This window comes from Actinomadura rugatobispora, assembly GCF_042656285.1.
Classification (GTDB): domain Bacteria; phylum Actinomycetota; class Actinomycetes; order Streptosporangiales; family Streptosporangiaceae; genus Spirillospora; species Spirillospora rugatobispora.
This window is the reverse complement of sequence record NZ_JBHSON010000038.1, coordinates 15,825-31,582: the sequence shown is the minus strand read 5'-3', so window position 1 is coordinate 31,582 and position 15,758 is coordinate 15,825. Positions and strand designations below refer to the sequence as shown.

At 73.8% G+C, this 15,758-nt stretch carries 17 protein-coding genes; 5 read left to right on the top strand and 12 right to left on the bottom strand.

Translation table 11 applies throughout. The features are described 5' to 3' along the window. Positions 1 to 11: 11 nt before the first annotated feature. Genes ACFPZN_RS25660 through ACFPZN_RS25650 form a run of 3 tightly spaced genes read right to left on the bottom strand, consistent with a single transcriptional unit; the run spans position 12 to position 3,000 of the window. Positions 12 to 1,493 (bottom strand): tripartite tricarboxylate transporter permease, encoded by a 1,482-nt coding sequence (locus ACFPZN_RS25660; protein ID WP_378284722.1) that lies wholly within the window; start codon positions 1,491 to 1,493, stop codon positions 12 to 14. A 2-nt stretch (positions 1,494 to 1,495) separates the two neighbouring features. Beyond that, positions 1,496 to 2,017, bottom strand: coding sequence for a tripartite tricarboxylate transporter TctB family protein (locus ACFPZN_RS25655; RefSeq protein WP_378284721.1), 522 nt, complete (start codon positions 2,015 to 2,017; stop codon positions 1,496 to 1,498). Then, positions 2,014 to 3,000 (bottom strand): Bug family tripartite tricarboxylate transporter substrate binding protein, encoded by a 987-nt coding sequence (locus tag ACFPZN_RS25650; RefSeq protein WP_378284720.1) that lies wholly within the window; start codon positions 2,998 to 3,000, stop codon positions 2,014 to 2,016. The genes ACFPZN_RS25655 and ACFPZN_RS25650 overlap by 4 nt, the downstream gene beginning before the upstream one ends. A gap of 195 nt (positions 3,001 to 3,195) precedes the next feature. Between ACFPZN_RS25650 and ACFPZN_RS25645 the strand changes: the two genes are divergently transcribed. Together ACFPZN_RS25645 and ACFPZN_RS25640 are read left to right on the top strand one after the other, a co-directional pair. Then, positions 3,196 to 4,791 (top strand): sensor histidine kinase, encoded by a 1,596-nt coding sequence (locus ACFPZN_RS25645; RefSeq protein ID WP_378284719.1) that lies wholly within the window; start codon positions 3,196 to 3,198, stop codon positions 4,789 to 4,791. Continuing rightward, positions 4,788 to 5,474, top strand: a complete 687-nt coding sequence (locus ACFPZN_RS25640; protein WP_378284718.1) for a response regulator transcription factor — start codon at positions 4,788 to 4,790, stop codon at positions 5,472 to 5,474. Before ACFPZN_RS25645 ends, ACFPZN_RS25640 begins: the two co-directional genes overlap by 4 nt. Positions 5,475 to 5,487: 13 nt before the next feature. Here the strand turns inward: ACFPZN_RS25640 and ACFPZN_RS25635 are convergent, their stop codons facing one another. Genes ACFPZN_RS25635 through ACFPZN_RS25625 form a run of 3 tightly spaced genes read right to left on the bottom strand, consistent with a single transcriptional unit; the run spans position 5,488 to position 7,447 of the window. Beyond that, positions 5,488 to 6,762, bottom strand: a complete 1,275-nt coding sequence (locus tag ACFPZN_RS25635) for a cytochrome P450 (RefSeq protein WP_378284717.1) — start codon at positions 6,760 to 6,762, stop codon at positions 5,488 to 5,490. Beyond that, the gene (locus ACFPZN_RS25630) at positions 6,759 to 6,959 is read right to left on the bottom strand and encodes a ferredoxin (RefSeq protein WP_378284716.1); all 201 of its coding nucleotides are present in this window, start codon (positions 6,957 to 6,959) and stop codon (positions 6,759 to 6,761) included. Before ACFPZN_RS25630 ends, ACFPZN_RS25635 begins: the two co-directional genes overlap by 4 nt. Further along, on the bottom strand, positions 6,956 to 7,447 hold the full coding sequence (locus ACFPZN_RS25625; protein WP_378284715.1) for a TetR/AcrR family transcriptional regulator: 492 nt from the start codon (positions 7,445 to 7,447) through the stop codon (positions 6,956 to 6,958). The genes ACFPZN_RS25630 and ACFPZN_RS25625 overlap by 4 nt, the downstream gene beginning before the upstream one ends. A 133-nt stretch (positions 7,448 to 7,580) precedes the next feature. On the opposite strand from ACFPZN_RS25625, the gene ACFPZN_RS25620 reads away from it, so the two are divergent. After that, complete coding sequence (locus tag ACFPZN_RS25620) at positions 7,581 to 8,255, top strand: TetR/AcrR family transcriptional regulator (RefSeq protein WP_378284714.1); 675 nt, start codon at positions 7,581 to 7,583, stop codon at positions 8,253 to 8,255. On the opposite strand, the gene ACFPZN_RS25615 is transcribed toward ACFPZN_RS25620, so the two are convergent. Beyond that, entirely contained in the window at positions 8,256 to 8,936 is a 681-nt protein-coding gene (locus tag ACFPZN_RS25615) for a TetR/AcrR family transcriptional regulator C-terminal domain-containing protein (RefSeq protein ID WP_378284713.1), read from the bottom strand. 216 nt (positions 8,937 to 9,152) lie between these two features. On the opposite strand from ACFPZN_RS25615, the gene ACFPZN_RS25610 reads away from it, so the two are divergent. After that, positions 9,153 to 10,298 (top strand): NDMA-dependent alcohol dehydrogenase, encoded by a 1,146-nt coding sequence (locus ACFPZN_RS25610; RefSeq protein ID WP_378284712.1) that lies wholly within the window; start codon positions 9,153 to 9,155, stop codon positions 10,296 to 10,298. A 44-nt stretch (positions 10,299 to 10,342) separates the two neighbouring features. Here ACFPZN_RS25610 and ACFPZN_RS25605 read toward each other — a convergent pair whose 3' ends face one another. The 5 genes from ACFPZN_RS25605 to ACFPZN_RS25585 all read right to left on the bottom strand — a co-directional run bounded on the left by ACFPZN_RS25605 (position 10,343) and on the right by ACFPZN_RS25585 (position 15,284). After that, positions 10,343 to 11,905 carry a class I adenylate-forming enzyme family protein gene (locus ACFPZN_RS25605; protein ID WP_378284711.1) on the bottom strand — a complete coding sequence of 521 codons (1,563 nt, stop codon included), beginning with the start codon at positions 11,903 to 11,905 and terminating at the stop codon, positions 10,343 to 10,345. Between the two features lie 92 nt (positions 11,906 to 11,997). Beyond that, positions 11,998 to 12,798, bottom strand: a complete 801-nt coding sequence (locus ACFPZN_RS25600; protein ID WP_378284710.1) for an SAM-dependent methyltransferase — start codon at positions 12,796 to 12,798, stop codon at positions 11,998 to 12,000. A gap of 117 nt (positions 12,799 to 12,915) precedes the next feature. Continuing rightward, positions 12,916 to 13,926: a lysylphosphatidylglycerol synthase domain-containing protein gene (locus ACFPZN_RS25595; protein WP_378284709.1), complete on the bottom strand. Its 1,011-nt coding sequence runs from the start codon at positions 13,924 to 13,926 to the stop codon at positions 12,916 to 12,918. A 166-nt stretch (positions 13,927 to 14,092) separates the two neighbouring features. Beyond that, positions 14,093 to 15,013: an NADP-dependent oxidoreductase gene (locus tag ACFPZN_RS25590; RefSeq protein ID WP_378284708.1), complete on the bottom strand. Its 921-nt coding sequence runs from the start codon at positions 15,011 to 15,013 to the stop codon at positions 14,093 to 14,095. A gap of 91 nt (positions 15,014 to 15,104) precedes the next feature. Beyond that, the gene (locus ACFPZN_RS25585) at positions 15,105 to 15,284 is read right to left on the bottom strand and encodes a hypothetical protein (protein ID WP_378284707.1); all 180 of its coding nucleotides are present in this window, start codon (positions 15,282 to 15,284) and stop codon (positions 15,105 to 15,107) included. 19 nt (positions 15,285 to 15,303) lie between these two features. On the opposite strand from ACFPZN_RS25585, the gene ACFPZN_RS25580 reads away from it, so the two are divergent. Continuing rightward, a complete protein-coding gene (locus ACFPZN_RS25580; protein WP_378284706.1) occupies positions 15,304 to 15,741 on the top strand; it encodes a ChaB family protein in 438 nt (145 codons plus the stop codon). The last annotated feature ends 17 nt before the right edge of the window (positions 15,742 to 15,758 follow it).

Here is a 15,758-nt window from a genome sequence, read left to right as displayed (position 1 = left end):
GAATAGTTTAGTTACCACTTACTAACAAGGCGCCGCAGCAGCGGCCAGGCCAGCAGCAGCGCGATGACGGTGTAGACGGCCACCGACATCGGGGTGTTCACCAGGCCGGTCAGGTCCCCGTCGCTGATCTGCAGCGCCCGGCGCATCTGCTGCTCGGCGGCCGGGCCGAGGATGGCGCCGATGATGGCGGGGAGGACCGGCAGGCCGTAGCGGCGCATGCCGAAGCCGACCAGGCCGATGATCAGGAGCAGCAGCAGGTCGAGCACCTCTCCCCCGACCGCGTAGGCCCCGACGGCCGCAAAGAACAGGATCCCGGCGTACAGGTAGGGGCGCGGGATGCGCAGCAGCTTCGCCCAGACCGGCGCCATCGGCAGGTTGATGACCAGCAGCAGCACGGTGCCGATGAACAGGCTGGCGATCAGGCCCCAGACCAGCGCGGGCTCGCGCTCGAACAGCAGCGGGCCGGGCTGGATGCCGTACTGCTGGAACGCCGCCAGCATCACCGAGGCGACGGCCGTCGTGGGCAGTCCCAGCGTCAGCATCGTCACCAGCGTGCCCGCGGCCGAGGCGCTGGCGGTCGACTCCGGCCCGGCCACCCCTTCGATGGCGCCGGTGCCGAACTCCCCGGGCCGCTTGGAGAGCCGCTTCTCGGTCACGTACGACAGGAACGTCGGGATCTCCGCGCCCCCGGCCGGGATCGCGCCGAACGGGAAGCCGATGAGCGGGCCGCGCAGCCAGGGGCGCCAGGTGCGCCGCAGGTCCGCCCGGGACAGCCAGGGACGGCCGACGGGGATCGGCTCGGCGGGCGTGCGCCGCAGGTGCGCGGCCACCCAGAGCGACTCGCCGAGGGCGAACAGGCCCACCGCCACCACGACGACGTCGATGCCGTCGGCCAGGTGCAGGGAGCCGAAGGTCAGCCTGGACTGGCCGGTCATCTCGTCCATGCCGACCAGGCCGATGGTCAGGCCGATCAGCAGGGCGGCCAAGCCGCGGATCCGGGACGAGCCGAGCACCGACGTCACGGCGGCGAACGCCAGCACCATGATCGCGAAGTAGTCGGCCGCGCCGATGTCCACGGCGAGCGAGGCGACGGTGGGGGCCAGCAGCACCAGCAGGGTGGTGCCGATCATCCCGCCGACGAAGTGGCCGGCGGCCGCGGCGGCCAGGGCCTGCGGGCCCCTGCCCGCCCGCGCCATCGGATGCCCCTCGATCGCCGTCACGACCGCGGCGCTCTCCCCGGGCGTGTTCAGCAGGATCGAGGTGGTGGAGCCGCCGAACATCCCGCCGTAGTAGACCCCGGCGAACATGATGAAGGCGGCGGTGGAGTCGAGCCCGTAGGTGACCGGCAGCAGCAGCGCGACCGCCATCGCCGGGCCGATGCCCGGCAGGACGCCGATCGCGGTGCCCAGCAGGACGCCGAGGGCGGCGAAGAAGAGGTTGACGGGGGTCAGCGCGGTGCCGAAGCCGCCGATGAGGTCGGAGATCTGGTCCACGGTCAGAGCACTCCCATCAGCGGCCCGCCCGGCAGCGGCACGCCGAGCAGCTCGTTGAAGACGAACCAGGTGGTCAGCGACAGGCCCACGGCGATCAGCGGGTCGCGCGCGAGGTTGCGGCTGCCCAGCGCGTACGCGGCGCCCCAGAACATGGCGGCCGACGAGAGCGGGAACCCGATCGTGTCGATCAGCGCCGCGTTGGCCAGGAACGCACCCGACAGCAGCAGCACGGCCCGCCAGTCGACGGGGCTGCCGGGGTCGATGTCCTCCCCGGCCTCGGCCTGGCCGCGGCCGCCGCGCAGCACGTCGACGGCGAGCAGCACCGAGACGAGCACGAGCAGCGAGCCGACCACGACCGGGACGGCCTTGGGCCCGACCGGGCCGCGCTGGGCGAAGTCGGTGGGGATGCGCAGCGCGTCGGTGACGACCAGGATCCCCAGGGCGAGCAGGAAGGCGCAGACCCCGAACTCGGAGCGCCGGACGTCCCCGCCGTTCTTCGTGCCGGTTCTCATGTCGGTTCTCATGCCAGTCCCAGCTCCTTCAGCACGGAGGCGACCCGGGCGTTCTCCGACTCCAGGAACCCGGCGAACTCCGGGCCCGGCTGGAACGCCGGGGTCCACCCGTTGCGGCGCAGGGCCTCCTGCCACTGCGGGGTCTGCTGGAGCCGCGTGAAGAGCGCGATCAGCTTCTTCTCGCCGTTCCCGGTCAGTCCCGGCGGGGCGACGATGCCGCGCCAGTTGGTGAAGTCGACGTCCACCCCGGACTCCTTCAGCGTCGGGGCGTCGATGCCGGGCGCCCGCTCGCCGCCGGTGACGGCGAGGGGCCGCAGCTCGCCCGCCGCGATCTGGTCGCGGGTCTCGCCGACGCCGGAGACCCCGAACCCGACCTTGCCGCCGAGCATGGCGGCGGTGAGCTCGCCGCCCCCGTCGTAGGGGACGTAGTTGACGCGGCGCGGGGCGATGCCGGCCGCCCTGGCCATCAGCATCGGGGCGAGGTGGTCGGGCCCGCCGGGCGAGGACCCGCCGCCGACCGGCACCTTCCCGGGGTCGGCCTTCCACGCCTCGATCAGCTGGCCGATGGTGCGGTACGGCGAGTTCTTCCCGACCGCGATGACGTCGGACTCCTCGGTGAGCCGGGCGATCGGGGTGGTGTCCCGCAGCGTCGAGGGGGTCTTGTTGGTGTAGACCGAGCCCACCACGCCCAGGCCCATCGACATCACCAGCCTGCCGTTGCCGCGCTCGCCGACGATGCGGCCGAGGCCGACGGTGCCGCCCGCGCCGGGCAGGTTGAACACCTCGATGTCGCCGTTGAGGCCGGCGTCCTCGATGGCCTTGGCCGCGGTGCGGGCGGTGATGTCGTACCCGCCGCCGGGCGCGTTGGGCACCAGCATCCGCAGCCCGCGGATCCGGGTGCCGGTGTCCTCTCCGCCCGCCGACAGCACGGGCGGGACCAGCAGGGCCAGCAGCACCGCGGCGGCGGCCGCGAGCCAGGCTCTCGCGTTCTTCATCCGGACGGCGCTCCTCCTCGGTGCGGACTCCCCGGGGCGCGGACCCCGGAAGGCGCCATCCTGCCCGGGGCCGCCCGCACGGTCGCGCTTGTGCGCGTATCGGTACTTTTGCTCTTTCTGGTCGCCCATCGCCCGGTCCTGCGTCCCCCGGACGGCATGCCATAGTGAGTCAGGTCACACAGAGGAGGCACGCGTGTGAGTCCCGCCAGATCCCTCGCCGGACAGCTGCTCGCCTGGCAGATGGTGATCGTGCTCGCCGTGCTCGGCTGCGTCGCGGGCTTCTCCGCCGTCCAGGCGGGCCGCGGCTTCGTCGACGCCGAGGGCGGCAAGCTGCTGTCGGTCGCCGAGAACGTCGCGGCCACCCCCGGCGTGCGCGGCAGCCTCGCCGACCCGGTGCGGCGGGACCCCCTCGCGACCTTCGCCGAGAGCGCCCGCACCCTGTCGGGCGCCGACTCGGTGATCATCACCGGCGTCGACCGCCGCGTCCTGGCCGGCCCCGACCCGGACCGGCTGCACGCCCCGCTCCCCCTCGGCGAGAGCACGGTGGCGCGGGGCCGCGCCTGGGTCGGCGTCCTCGACGGCCGGCTGACCGCCCACGTACCGGTCATGGGCACCCCCGGCGACGGCCGGGGCCCGCACATCATCGGCATCGTCGCCGCCGACAGGGCGATGCCGGGCCTCCTCGCGCGGCTCACCGACTCCCCCGCCGGCGCCCTCGCCCTGCTCGGCATCGCCACCCTCCTCGGCGTCGCCGGGTCGCTGCTGGTCACCTGGTGGGTGAAGCGGCAGACGCTCGGGCTGGAGCCGCGGGAGATCACCGGGCTGGTCGAGCACCGGGAGGCGCTGCTGCACGGCATCAAGGAGGGCGTGCTGGCCATGGACCAGCAGCACCGGATCACGCTGGTCAACGACCAGGCCCGCGGGCTGCTGGCGCTGCCGCCCGGCTGCCTGGGCGCCGCCGTCGACGACCTGGAGGTCAACGACCGGCTCCGGGACGTGCTCACCGGCCGGGCCCGCGGCGCCGACCAGATCGTGCTGCGCGCGGGCCGGGTGCTGGTGCTCAACCGGATGCCGATCGCGCGCGGCGGGCAGCGGATCGGCGCGGTGGTCACGCTGCGTGATCGTACCGAACTGGCGGCGCTCCGTGAGGAGTTGGAGACGGCCGCCCGCGCCACCGACACGCTGCGCGCCCAGGCGCACGAGTTCACGAACCGGCTGCACACCATCGCGGGGCTGATCGAGCTGGGCGAGTACGACGAGGTCCGCAACTATGTCGACCTGGTCAGCCGGACCCGCCGCCGGTGGCAGGACCAGGTCACGGCCCGGATCGGGGACCCGGCGGTGGCGGCGCTGCTCATCGCCAAGGCGAGCCTGGCCGCCGAGCGCGGCATCGGCCTGCGGCTGGCCGAGGACAGCCGGCTGGAGGCGGTCGACGAGCCGCTGTCGGCCGATCTGGTCACGGTGGTCGGCAACCTGGTGGAGAACGCGCTGGACGCCCTGGCCTCCCCGGCCGGCGGCGGCGATGACTGGATCGAGGTGGCGATCCGGCACGACGGCGACGCGGTCGCGGTCGTGGTGCGCGACTCCGGGCCGGGGGTCGCGCCCGACATCGCGGCGGAGGTGTTCGCGCACGGCTTCACCACCAAGGCCGCCGGGTACGGGCCGCGCGGCCTCGGGCTGGCGCTGACCCGGCAGGCCTGCACCCGCCGCGGCGGCTCGGTGGAGGTCCGCAACGCGGGCGGCGCCGAGTTCACCGCGCGGCTGCCGGCCGGGGCGGGGGCCGCGCCGTGATCCGCGTCCTGGTGGTGGACGACGACTTCATGGTCGCCAAGGTCCACAGCGGCTACGTCGAGCGGACCGAGGGGTTCACCGTGGTGGAGGTGGCCCACACCGGGGCGCAGGCGCTGCGGGCCGTCCGCGACCGGCGCCCCGACCTGGTGCTGCTGGACATCTACCTGCCCGACATCGACGGGCTGACCGTGCTGCGGGAGCTGCGCGCCGACCCCTCCGGCGCGGACACCGACGTCGTGGTCATCACCGCCGCCCGCGACGCCGACACCATCCGGGGCGCGCTGCGCGGCGGCGCCCTGCACTACCTGATCAAGCCGTTCTCCTACCCCGCGCTGCGCGCCCAGCTGGAGCACGTCGGGACGCTGCGGGAGCGGCTGCGGCGGCTGTCGCGCGGCGGCCCCGCCCTCCAGCGGGAGGTCGACGACATGTTCGCCTCCCGGCCCCGGATCGCGCGCGGGCTGCCCAAGGGGCTGAGCGAGCAGACGGCCGAGCTGGTCGGCCGGGCGCTGCGGGAGCATCCCGAGGGCCTGTCGGCCAGCGAGTGCGCCCGGGTCACCGGGCTGTCCCGGCCCAGCGCCCGCCGCTACCTGGAGCAGTTCGCGGCGACGGGCGCGGCCGTGGTCCACCTGCGCTACGGCGGCACGGGCCGTCCCGAACGCCGCTACCGCCCGGCGCGCCCCTGAGCGGCCGGCCGGGTCAGCCGATGCGGACGGGAAGCCGGCGCGGCCCGCGGACCTGCCCCGCCGACCAGGTCACCGCCGCCGGGTCCTCCAGGGAGAACGCCGGGACGCGTTCGAGCCAGACCTCCAGCGCCACCCGCAGCTCCATGCGCGCCAGGTGCGAGCCCACGCACCGGTGGACGCCCAGGCCGAAGGCGGCGTGCCGGTTCACCTCGCGGTCGATGACGACCTCGTCCGCCCGGTCGAACTGGGCCGGGTCGCGGTTGGCGGCCGGGAACGACAGCAGGATCCAGTCGTCGGCCTTCATGTCGGCGCCGTTCCAGCGCATGTCCTCCTTCACCAGCCGCGCCATCGTGACCGGCGCGAAGGCGCGCAGGAACTCCTCCATCGCGGTCGGCAGCAGCGCGGGCTCGGCGACGAGCCGCTCGCGGTCGGCGGGCGTCCGCGCCAGGTGCCACAGCGACGCGCCGATCGCGCTCCACGTCGTGTCGACGCCGGCGATCAGCAGCAGCGCCATCGTCCCGGCGACATGGGACGGGGCCAGCTTGCCGCCGTACAGCTCGGCCTCGATGAGGTAGGTGGTGAGGTCCTCGCGCGGGTTCTCGACATGGTCGCGGATCTGCGCGAGGAGGTAGTCGAACAGCGCGTCCATGCGGGCGAGCCGCTCGTCGGGCGGCAGGTTGACGCCCTCCAGCGTGTTCTCGACGAACTCGCGGAAGCGCGGCCCGTCCTCCGGCGGGAAGCCGAGCATGTCGGCGATGACCCGCATCGGGATGTGCTGCGCGTACTCGTGCGCGGCGTCGACGACGTCCCGCCCCTCGAAGCCGTCGATCAGCGCGTGGCAGAACGCCCTGGTCGCGGGCTCCAGCCTCCCGATCGCGGTCCTGGTGAACGCCGGGAGCAGCAGCCTGCGCGCGTCGCGGTGGAACGGCGGGTCGGAGGAGATCGGCGGGACGCCGCCCACCGGTGCCGTCTCCCGCGGCGGGCGGAAGTTGCTCATGACGATCGACCGGGACGAGAAGCGGTCGGTGTCGTGGGCGATCGCCGCGACGTCCTCGTACCGGGTCGGCAGCCACCCGCCGCCGAACCGCTCGGTGCGCGCGATCGGGCAGCGCCGCCGCAGGTCGTCCTGGATCGGGTAGGGGTCGGCGGCCCACTCCGGCTCCAGGTGGGAGAAGTCGGCCGCCCAGTCCCCGACCGGGCCGGTGACGATCTCGTTGCGGATGCCGAGGGGACGGTCCTCCCGCATCCCCCGGGAGTCCTCGGTGAAGCGCTCGTCGCCGGTGGTCATCTCACGCCTCCTCGACGAGGTCGATCGCGCGTTCGGGGCAGTTGGACGCCGCCAGCCGCGTGCGCCGCGTCCGGCGGGACCACGCCGTCGGCGAGGACCGTCCCGTAGCCTTCCTTGTCGTCGCCGAACAGCTCGGGGGCCAGGTCGTAACAGCGGCCGTGCCCCTGGCAGCGCTCGGAGTCGATCCGCACCTTCACTGCAGTTCTCCCGTCTGTCGTGTGCCGGAGGGCGGGGCGAGGACCGTCGCGACCCGGACGATCAGTGCCGACCGCTCCTCGCCGTCGACCACGTGCAGGCCGGGCGGGACGAGCGCGCCGCCCAGCGAGGACAGGAAGCAGAAGTGGGTGAGCGCGCCGGGCGACAGGCCGGGGTCGAGCTCGCCCCCGTCCTGGGCGAGGCGCACCAGCCCGGCGAGCAGGTCCGAGCGCTCCCCCAGGTAGTCGCGCATCGGCCCCGCGACGTCCTCGTCCCGGCGGGCCGCGACCAGCGCCTCGACGATCAGCCGGCCGCGCGCGTCGCGGCGGCCGGGCAGCGACCGGCCGGCGGCCAGCAGCGTCTCGGCGATCGAGCGGTCCGGGTCGGCGGCGAGCAGGTCGGCCAGCAGCCGCCGCCCGTGCGCGCGCAGCGCCGCCACCAGCAGCTCCGCCTTGGAGCCGAAATGGGCGTACAGGGCGCCGTTGCTCACGCCCGGGTCTCCGCGGGCGTTACGCCCGCTATGCGCCCCATGGGGTAATTAAAAGAACGTTCATTTGATACGTCAAGGGCGGGCCCGGCCCGGCGGGACCCGCCGCGCGGGCGGCGTGATAGACCTTGCGGTGATGGCGAAGAACCCGGCTGAGCAGGTCGCGCGGCGGCCTCTGACGCGCGACCTCATCGTCGGCGCGGCCATCACGATCATCGAGCGGGACGGCTCCCGGGCGCTGTCCATGCGGAAGATCGCCGCCGAGCTCGACGTGGGCGTGATGACGCTCTACAACCACGTCCCCAACAAGGGCGCGCTGCTGGAGGCCGTGGCCGAGACGGTCCTCGCCGATCTGGACGTGCCCGCGTCCGCCACCGGCCCCGACCGGGACTGGAAGCTCAACGCCCGCACCCTGGTGGCGGCCTTCCGGGCCACCGCGCGGCGCTACCCGCGGACCATGTACCTGGTGCTGACCAGCAGGGTCTCCGCGAAGTCCGCCCGGCGCGCGACGCGGCGCATCCTCGCGCTGCTGGCGACCGCGGGCTTCGACGACGAGACCTCGGTCCGCGCGCTGCGCGCGCTCATGGCCTACATGATGGGCGCCCAGATACTGCAGGACGGCGCCGTCACGATGTCGCACGGCCTCCCCGGCGACCCGGCGGACCCCCGCGTCGACCTGGACCCCGCGGAGACCCCGCACGTCGCCGCCCTGTTCGAGGAGCTGACCCGGCCCGACCCGGAGGCGGAGTTCGAGCTCGGGCTCGAGATGCTGCTCGCCGCGCTCGACCGGCTCCCCCGCGGGGACGGCTGATCAGCGCGCGCGCCGTCCCATGCCCTCGATCGCGGACAGGAACAACTCCAGGCCGAACTCGAAGTCCGCGTCCGACCGGGGATCGGCCAGGTCGGCCGGAAGGGTGACCATGTGCGCGAAGGCCACGGTCTCCGGGTCGTCCGGAGCCGCGTCCAGGTCCGCGTCCGGGGCGCCGGGCCGCTCCCCCAGGAGCCTGCTCATCCCGGCCTCCCGCAGCTGGGTGCCGAGCGTGTAGGCCATCAGCACGCGCACGGCGTGCACCGCGGTCCTGCCGTCGAGGCCGGCGTCGGCGCACAGGGCGAGGGCCCGCTCGACCGCCCGCAGCCCGACCGGGATCTCGGCCTTGCTCGCCAGCACCAGCGCCAGGCTGCGCGGGTACTCGGCGGCGGTGCGGCGGAAGGCCAGGGTGAGGTCCCGCGCGCCGGCGCGCCAGTCACCCGGAGCCGTCGCCGCGGGCAGGTCGAGGGTCGCCATCACGTACTCGGCGATGCCCCGGACGAGCGCCTCCCTGTTGGGCACGTGCTTGTACATCGCCATCGCGGTCACGCCCAGCTCGCCCGCGACCGCGCGCATCGACAGCGCCTTGGGGCCCTGGCGCTCGACGAGACCGACGGCCGTGTGCACGATCAGTTCGCGGTTGAGGACGATCCGCATGACCGGTTGTGGCGTGTGCTTCGGCATGACCCCGATCTCCCGCCGCCGGGGGTTCCCCCGCACCGGCGCCCCGCTCGTCCCGCAAGTGTACGCACGCCCCCCGCGACCGGCGGAGAGTACGTCATAAACCTTGTTTACATCGTACGCGGCATGGCATCGTTGCCTCAGCCTGACGCGGACACCGCCCCCACCCCCCGAAGAGCCCGTCCCGTCCGTTCCCGGACCTGAAACGAGGAGGCGCCAGTGCGAACCCGAGCGGCGATCCTGTGGGAACCCCGTACCGACTGGAGCGTCGAGGACATCGAACTCGACGATCCCAAGGCGGGAGAGGTCAAGGTCAAGCTCGCGGCGTCGGGCCTGTGCCATTCCGACGAGCACCTCCTCACCGGCGACATGGTCCTCGAACCCGAGATCGCGGCGCTGCTGGCGCTGGAGCAGTTCCCGGTCGTCGGCGGGCACGAGGGCGCCGGCGAGGTCGTCGAGGTCGGCCCCGGCGTCACCACGCTCAAGGAGGGCGACCACGTCGTCCTGTCGTTCGTGCCCGCCTGCGGCCGCTGCCCCTCGTGCGCCCGGGGCCGCCAGCACATCTGCGACATGGGCGCCGTCCTGCTGGCCGGCCGCCAGATCGGCGACATGACCGCGCGGCACCACTCCAAGGGCGGCAAGGACCTCGGCATCATGTGCTGCACCGGCACGTTCGCGCCGTACACCGTGGTCAACGAGGCCTCCTGCGTCAGGATCGACGACTGGCTCCCGCTCGACAAGGCCGCGCTGGTCGGCTGCGGCGTCACCACCGGCTGGGGCGCGGCCGTCAACGCGGCCGGCGTGCAGCCGGGCGAGAGCGTCGTGGTGATCGGGCTGGGCGGCATCGGCATGAACGCCGTGCAGGGCGCGGCCCTGGCCGGCGCCCGCCACGTCGTCGCCGTCGACCCGGTGGAGTGGAAGCGGGAGAAGGCCGCGACCTTCGGCGCCACCCACACCGCGGCGTCGATCGAGGAGGCCGCCGCCAAGGTCGGCGAGCTGACCTGGGGCGCCAACGCCGACAAGGCGATCCTCACCACCGGCGTGGCCACCGGCGACCTGGTCGCCCCGATGATGGCGCTGGTCGCCAAGGGCGGCCGCGGCGTCGTCGTCGCGGTCGCGCCGGTCGCCCAGGAGGACGTGAAGCTCAACCTGTTCGACCTGGCCATGCAGCGCAAGGAACTGGTCGGCTGCATCTTCGGCAACGCCAACCCGCGCCGCGACATCCCGCGCCTGCTGCGCCTGTACGAGGAGGGCCGGCTCAAGCTCGACGAGCTGGTCACCACCACCTACGGGCTCGACGACGTCAACCAGGGCTACCAGGACATGCGCGACGGCAAGAACATCCGCGGAATGATCAAGTACTGACGGGCGCGGCCCCGGCCGGCGACGGCGGCCGGCCGGGGCCGCGGCTAGCGTCCGGCCAGGTGGCGCTCCTTCAGCAGCGCCTTGTGGATCTTGCCGACCGGGGTCAGCGGCACCTCGGCGGTGATGACGAACTGGCGGGGCACCTTGTAGTCGGCCAGCCGCTCCCGGCAGTAGTCGGTGAGCTCCTCCGCCGTGGGCGGCCCGGCCCCCCGGTCCGGCACCACGTAGAACCGGCCGACCTCGCCGAGCACCTCGTCCGGCACCCCGATCCCCGCCGCCATCGCGACCTTCGGATGGGCGGCCAGCAGGTTCTCGATCTCCACCGGGTAGACGTTGAAGCCGCCCTGGATGTACATCTCCTTCTTGCGGCCGCGCAGGACCAGATGGCCGTCCGGCTCCATCTCGGCCATGTCGCCGGTGGCCAGCCAGCCGTCGGGCGCGAACACCTCGGCGGTCTCCTCCGGCATGTCCCAGTAGCCCACGGCCACGCAGTCGCCGCGGATCTGCAGCTCGCCGGTCTCGCCCGGCGGCAGGACGGCCCCGTCCGGCCCGGTCACCCGCGCCCCGAAGTCGCCGATCACCACGCCCAGCGTGCGGGCCACCGTCTCCGGCGGGTCGTCGGTCCGCGACAGCACGCACGCGCCCGAGGACTCCGACAGGCCGTACAGCCCGTACAGCGACGCCTGCGGGAAGCCGCGCCGGATCGCCTCGCCCAGCGCCGGCTCGACGTTGGAGCCGCCCGCCGTGCAGATCCGCACCGACGACAGGTCGCGGCGCGCGAAGCCCTCGTGGCCGAGCATCAGCACGAACATCGTCGGCACCGCGCCCAGGAAGGTGACGCGGTGCCGCTCGACGGCGTCCAGCGCCGCCTCCGGGCCGAACGCGGGCAGCAGCGCCACCGCGGAGCGGCCGACCAGCGCGGCCATGACGGTGCAGGTGATGCCGCCGACGTGGTTGAGCGGCAGGTGCCCGAGCAGGACGTCGTCCTCGCCCGTCCCGAAGTGCGCGGCCTGCGCCGACGCCGAGGCCAGGATCCCGCGGTGCGTGATGACCGCGCCCTTGGGCCGCCCGGTCGTCCCGGAGGTGTAGAGGATCATCAGCGGGTCGTCGGGGTCGACCGCCGCGCGCGCCTCGGCCAGGGCGGTCGGGGCGGGCGGCGTCGCGGCCAGCTCGTCGAACGAGCCGCTGCCCGCGAAGCCCTCGCCGAAGAACACGTAGTCGTCCACGCCGGGGAGGCGCGGCCGGAACTCCTCGAAGAACGCGGCGAAGTCGAAGCCGGCCGCGGTGCCGGCGCTGATGACCGCGCGGGCGCCGCTCTGGCCGAGCATGTACGACAGCTCCTCCTCGCGGTAGCGCACGTTGAGGGGGACGACGACCGCGCCGATCCGCGCGGCCCCGAAGAAGGCGGCCAGCCACCCCGGCGTGTTGAGGCCGAGCAGCCCGACGCGGTCGCCGCGCCGGATCCCGCGGGCCAGCAGCCCGGCGGCGACGCGGTCGGTCAGCTCGTCGAAGGCGGCGTAGGTGATGGTGCCGTCGCCGTCGTGCAGGAATGCCCCGCCACGGGCCGCCGCGTCCTCCAGCGCCGCCCCGACCGTCCGCGCCCGCATGTCGTCCTCCCTCGGCCGATGATCCTTCAAAGATCAATCATCGGGCGTACGGGTGCTAAATATCGGGAAATGTCCGGAGTTGCCGAAGCTTGTCAAAGCTTGCGGCCGACGCCCGCGTAGAACCACGTCCGCTTGGCCTCCTCCAGGCCCACCGGGCGCTCGGGACGCCACAGCGGCGCCCACACCAGCCCGGGGTCGAGCAGCTCGAAGTCGCCGAACAGGCCGGTCACCTGGTCGCGGGTGCGGGGCGTGCCCGGCGCGGAGGTCCGCTTGTAGACCTCGACGACCCTGGCGACCACGTCGGGGATGCCGTCGGCCGAGGCGTGCGTGAGCGCCAGATGGCTGCCCGGGGCCAGCGCGTCGCGCAGCTCGGCCATGATGCCGGCCGGATCGCTCTCGTCGGGGATGAAGTGCAGGGTCGCCACCAGCAGCAGCGCCACCGGCCGGTCGAAGTCCAGCAGCTTGATCTCGGGGTGCTCCAGGATCTCCCGCGGCCGGCGCAGATCGGCCTGGATCATCCGGGTGACGTCCGAACCGGCGAGCAGCGCCCGCCCGTGCGCGACCACCTGCCTGTCGTAGTCGACGTAGACGACCCGGGCGCGCGGGTTCACCGACTGCGCGATCTGGTGCACGTTCTGCTGGGTGGGCAGGCCCGTGCCGATGTCGAGGAACTGGTCGACGCCCCGCTCCGCCAGGTACCGCACCGCGCGCCCGAGAAAGGCCCGGTTCCCCCTGATGGTGGTCAGCAGCGTGGGGTCGGCGGCCATCGCCTCCTCGGCGCGGACACGATCGGCCTCGTAGTGGTCCTTGCCACCGAGGTAGTAGTCGTACATCCGCGCGATGTTGGAGAGGTTCGGGTCGAACCCTCCCGGAAGCAACCTCTCGTCCACCATCACTCCTCACCGGCGACCGTACTGATCACAAGTTAGTACGACGTTACGCCTTCCGAGGGGTTTCGCGCCCCGGCGCGTCCCGGCGGATCCGCGGCCCCGGACCGGGGCGCTCCCGGCTCAGGCGGCCTGTGCCATCACGGGCGCGTCCTGCTTCTCCCGGGCCGGGAGCGCGACGACCGTGGCCGCCTTGCGCCCGCGGACGGTGCCTGCGGCCAGGACGCCGACGGGGACGGGCGCCCAGTGGGTGATGGCCCGGAAGATCAGCACGCCCGACAGCGCCGCCGCGGTCTCGACGCCGGCGACGGCCAGCAGCGCGACCAGCGCGGCTTCGGTGGAGCCGAGCCCGCCGGGGCCCGGGACGACCCCGCCCGCCGCCGCCCCGATCATGTAGACGACGATCAGCGTGCCGATCTGCCCCGGCGACACCGCACCGGGGACCGCCAGCATGCTCACCGCGAACGCCACGCCCATGACCAGGGTCGTCGCGGCGGAGGCGGCCATCATCACCAGCAGGTCGCGGGGGCGCCGCGCCATCTCCGCGCACACCTCGATCGGGCCGCGGAGCCGGGCGCGCAGCAGCCACGCCGCCACGCCCGCCGCCACGACCGCGACCGCGCCGATGACCAGCACCTCGCGGCTGACGACGTGCACGTGCGACAGCAGGGCGCCGTCGCCGGCGGCCACGGCGACCGCGACCACGACGGCGAACAGCAGCAGGTCGGCGATCGCGCCGCCGACCTGCAGGACGCCCGCCACGGCCACCGAGCGCCCGGCCGGCATCCCCCGGCCGGTCAGGTACCGGGCGTTGACCGCCACCGTGCCGAGCCCGCCGCCGGTGATCCGGTTCGCGGTCGCGCCGGTGAACTGGGCCAAGGTCGCGTGCAGCAGCGGCATGGTCCTGCCCGCCGCGCCGCGCAGCGCCACCGCCGAGAACCAGAAGTGCACCACCACCAGCGCCGCGACCACCGGCACCACGGCCCAGTGCGCGCCGGAGGCGGCCCGGACCGCGCCCGAGACCGTGGCCGCGGCCTCGCCGCCCGCCAGCATCACGCCGACGCCCACCACGACCGCCGCCCCGGCCGCCACCCAGAGGAGGGCCCGGATCCTGTGGTCGCCGTAGAACTTCATCGTTTCCTCCGCTGCGCCTGGCCGACGGTCATCCGCCCAACCCAAGCCAACCCCTTCGGGCCGCGAAGATCAGTGGTGCGTGCATCCCAACGGGGGTGGGGCCAGCCCCCCTATCCGCCCACGGGGCAACCCGTCCACCCGGCGCACGGCGCCACGCGGTGGACGTTCAGGGGGTGATCACGAGCTTGCCGCGCGCGTGGCCGGAGCGGCTCAGGTCGAAGGCCGCGCCGACCTCCTCCAGCGGGAACGAGCCGGCGACCTCCACGGTGAGCACGCCCCGTTCGGCGAGGCCGGCCAGCTCGGCGAGCTTGGCCCCGTCGGGGCGCACCCAGATCCAGTGGCCGCCGCGCCGCTCCACGGAGTTGTCGGCCACGGACACGTGGCGCCCGCCCTCGGCGAGCACCGCCAGGGTGGTCTCGACCTGGCCGCCGACGAAATCGGCCACCGCGGTCACCCCTTCGGGCACCAGCTTGCGCACACGTTCGACGAGCCCCTCCCCGTAGGTGACCGGTTCGGCTCCCAGTGCGCGCAGGTAGTCGTGGTTGGGTTCCGAGGCGGTGCCGATGACGCGGGCTCCCCGGTCGCGTCCGATCTGCAGCGCGGCGGACCCCACGCCCCCGGACGCCCCGTGCAGCAGCAGGGTGTCGCCCGCGGCGACCTCGAGCCGGTCCAGGCTGCGCAGCGCCGTCATCCCGGCGAGCGGCAGGCCGCCCGCCTGGTGCCAGTCGAGCGCGGGCGGCTTATGCGCGGCCGCACTGGCCGGCACCGCGACGTACTGGGCGAAGGTCCCGGCGCGGACGACGTCCTTGCGGGCGTAGGACATGACCTCGTCCCCGGGAGAGAACTCCGGAGTGTCGGGGCCGACCGCCCGGACCACCCCGGCGACGTCCCAGCCCGGCACGACCGGGAACCACACGTCCATCATCGCGTCCAGGCCACCGGCCATGAGCTTCCAGTCCACCGGGTTGACCCCGGCCGCCCGCACCTCGACGAGCACCTGGCCGGGCCCGACCTTGGGATCGGGCACCTCGCCGAGCTTCAGGCGCGAGTTGTCGGCGGCATAGGCATCGTAGATGACGGCGCGCACGAGCCGGTCTCCTTCCAGCGGACGGGTGGCAGCCCTTGCTTGCCTGCCTCTGGCCGGAAGGCCTAAACCCGTGCCCGCGCCAAGGACCGGGTCAGACCTCGTCCGGTCCGGGGGTTTCGAGGTGGGCCAGCACGGCCCGGCCCCGCGGGGAGAGCCGGTAGCCGGTCGGCAGGCTCTCGGTCAGGCCCAGCTCCTTGAGCCTGCGGACGTCGCGAAAGCCGGTGAGCGACCGCCGAACCGGGGTACCGCAACCCGCGAAGGCACCCGACACACCGAAGGGAGCAGGGAAGATGCCGATGACCACCAGCCGGGGCCGGGTGAATAAGGACGAGCTCCCCGACACCCTCAAGCGCTCGGACGCCAAGGCCCAGCGCACCTTCGCCAAGGCGCACGACTCCGCCGTGGAGGAGTACGGGGAGGGGCAGCGGGCCCACCGCGTGGCCTACGCCGCCCTCAAGCACACCCACGAGAAGGTCGGCGACCACTGGGAGCCCAAGGCCGGGGGCGCCAAGGGACCGTCCGACAAGCAGGCCGAGGGCGGCCGCGGCACCTCGCGCGCCACCGCCGGCGGTGTGGACGCGCACGCCTCCAAGCAGCACCTGTACGACGTCGCCAAGCGGCTGGGCATCTCGGGCCGTTCCGGCATGTCCAAGGACGAGCTCGTGCAGGCGATCGAGAAGGCCAACCGCCGCGAGACCGCACGGGCCAGGTCCGGACAGAAGTCCTGAAACCCGTGTCCGCCGGT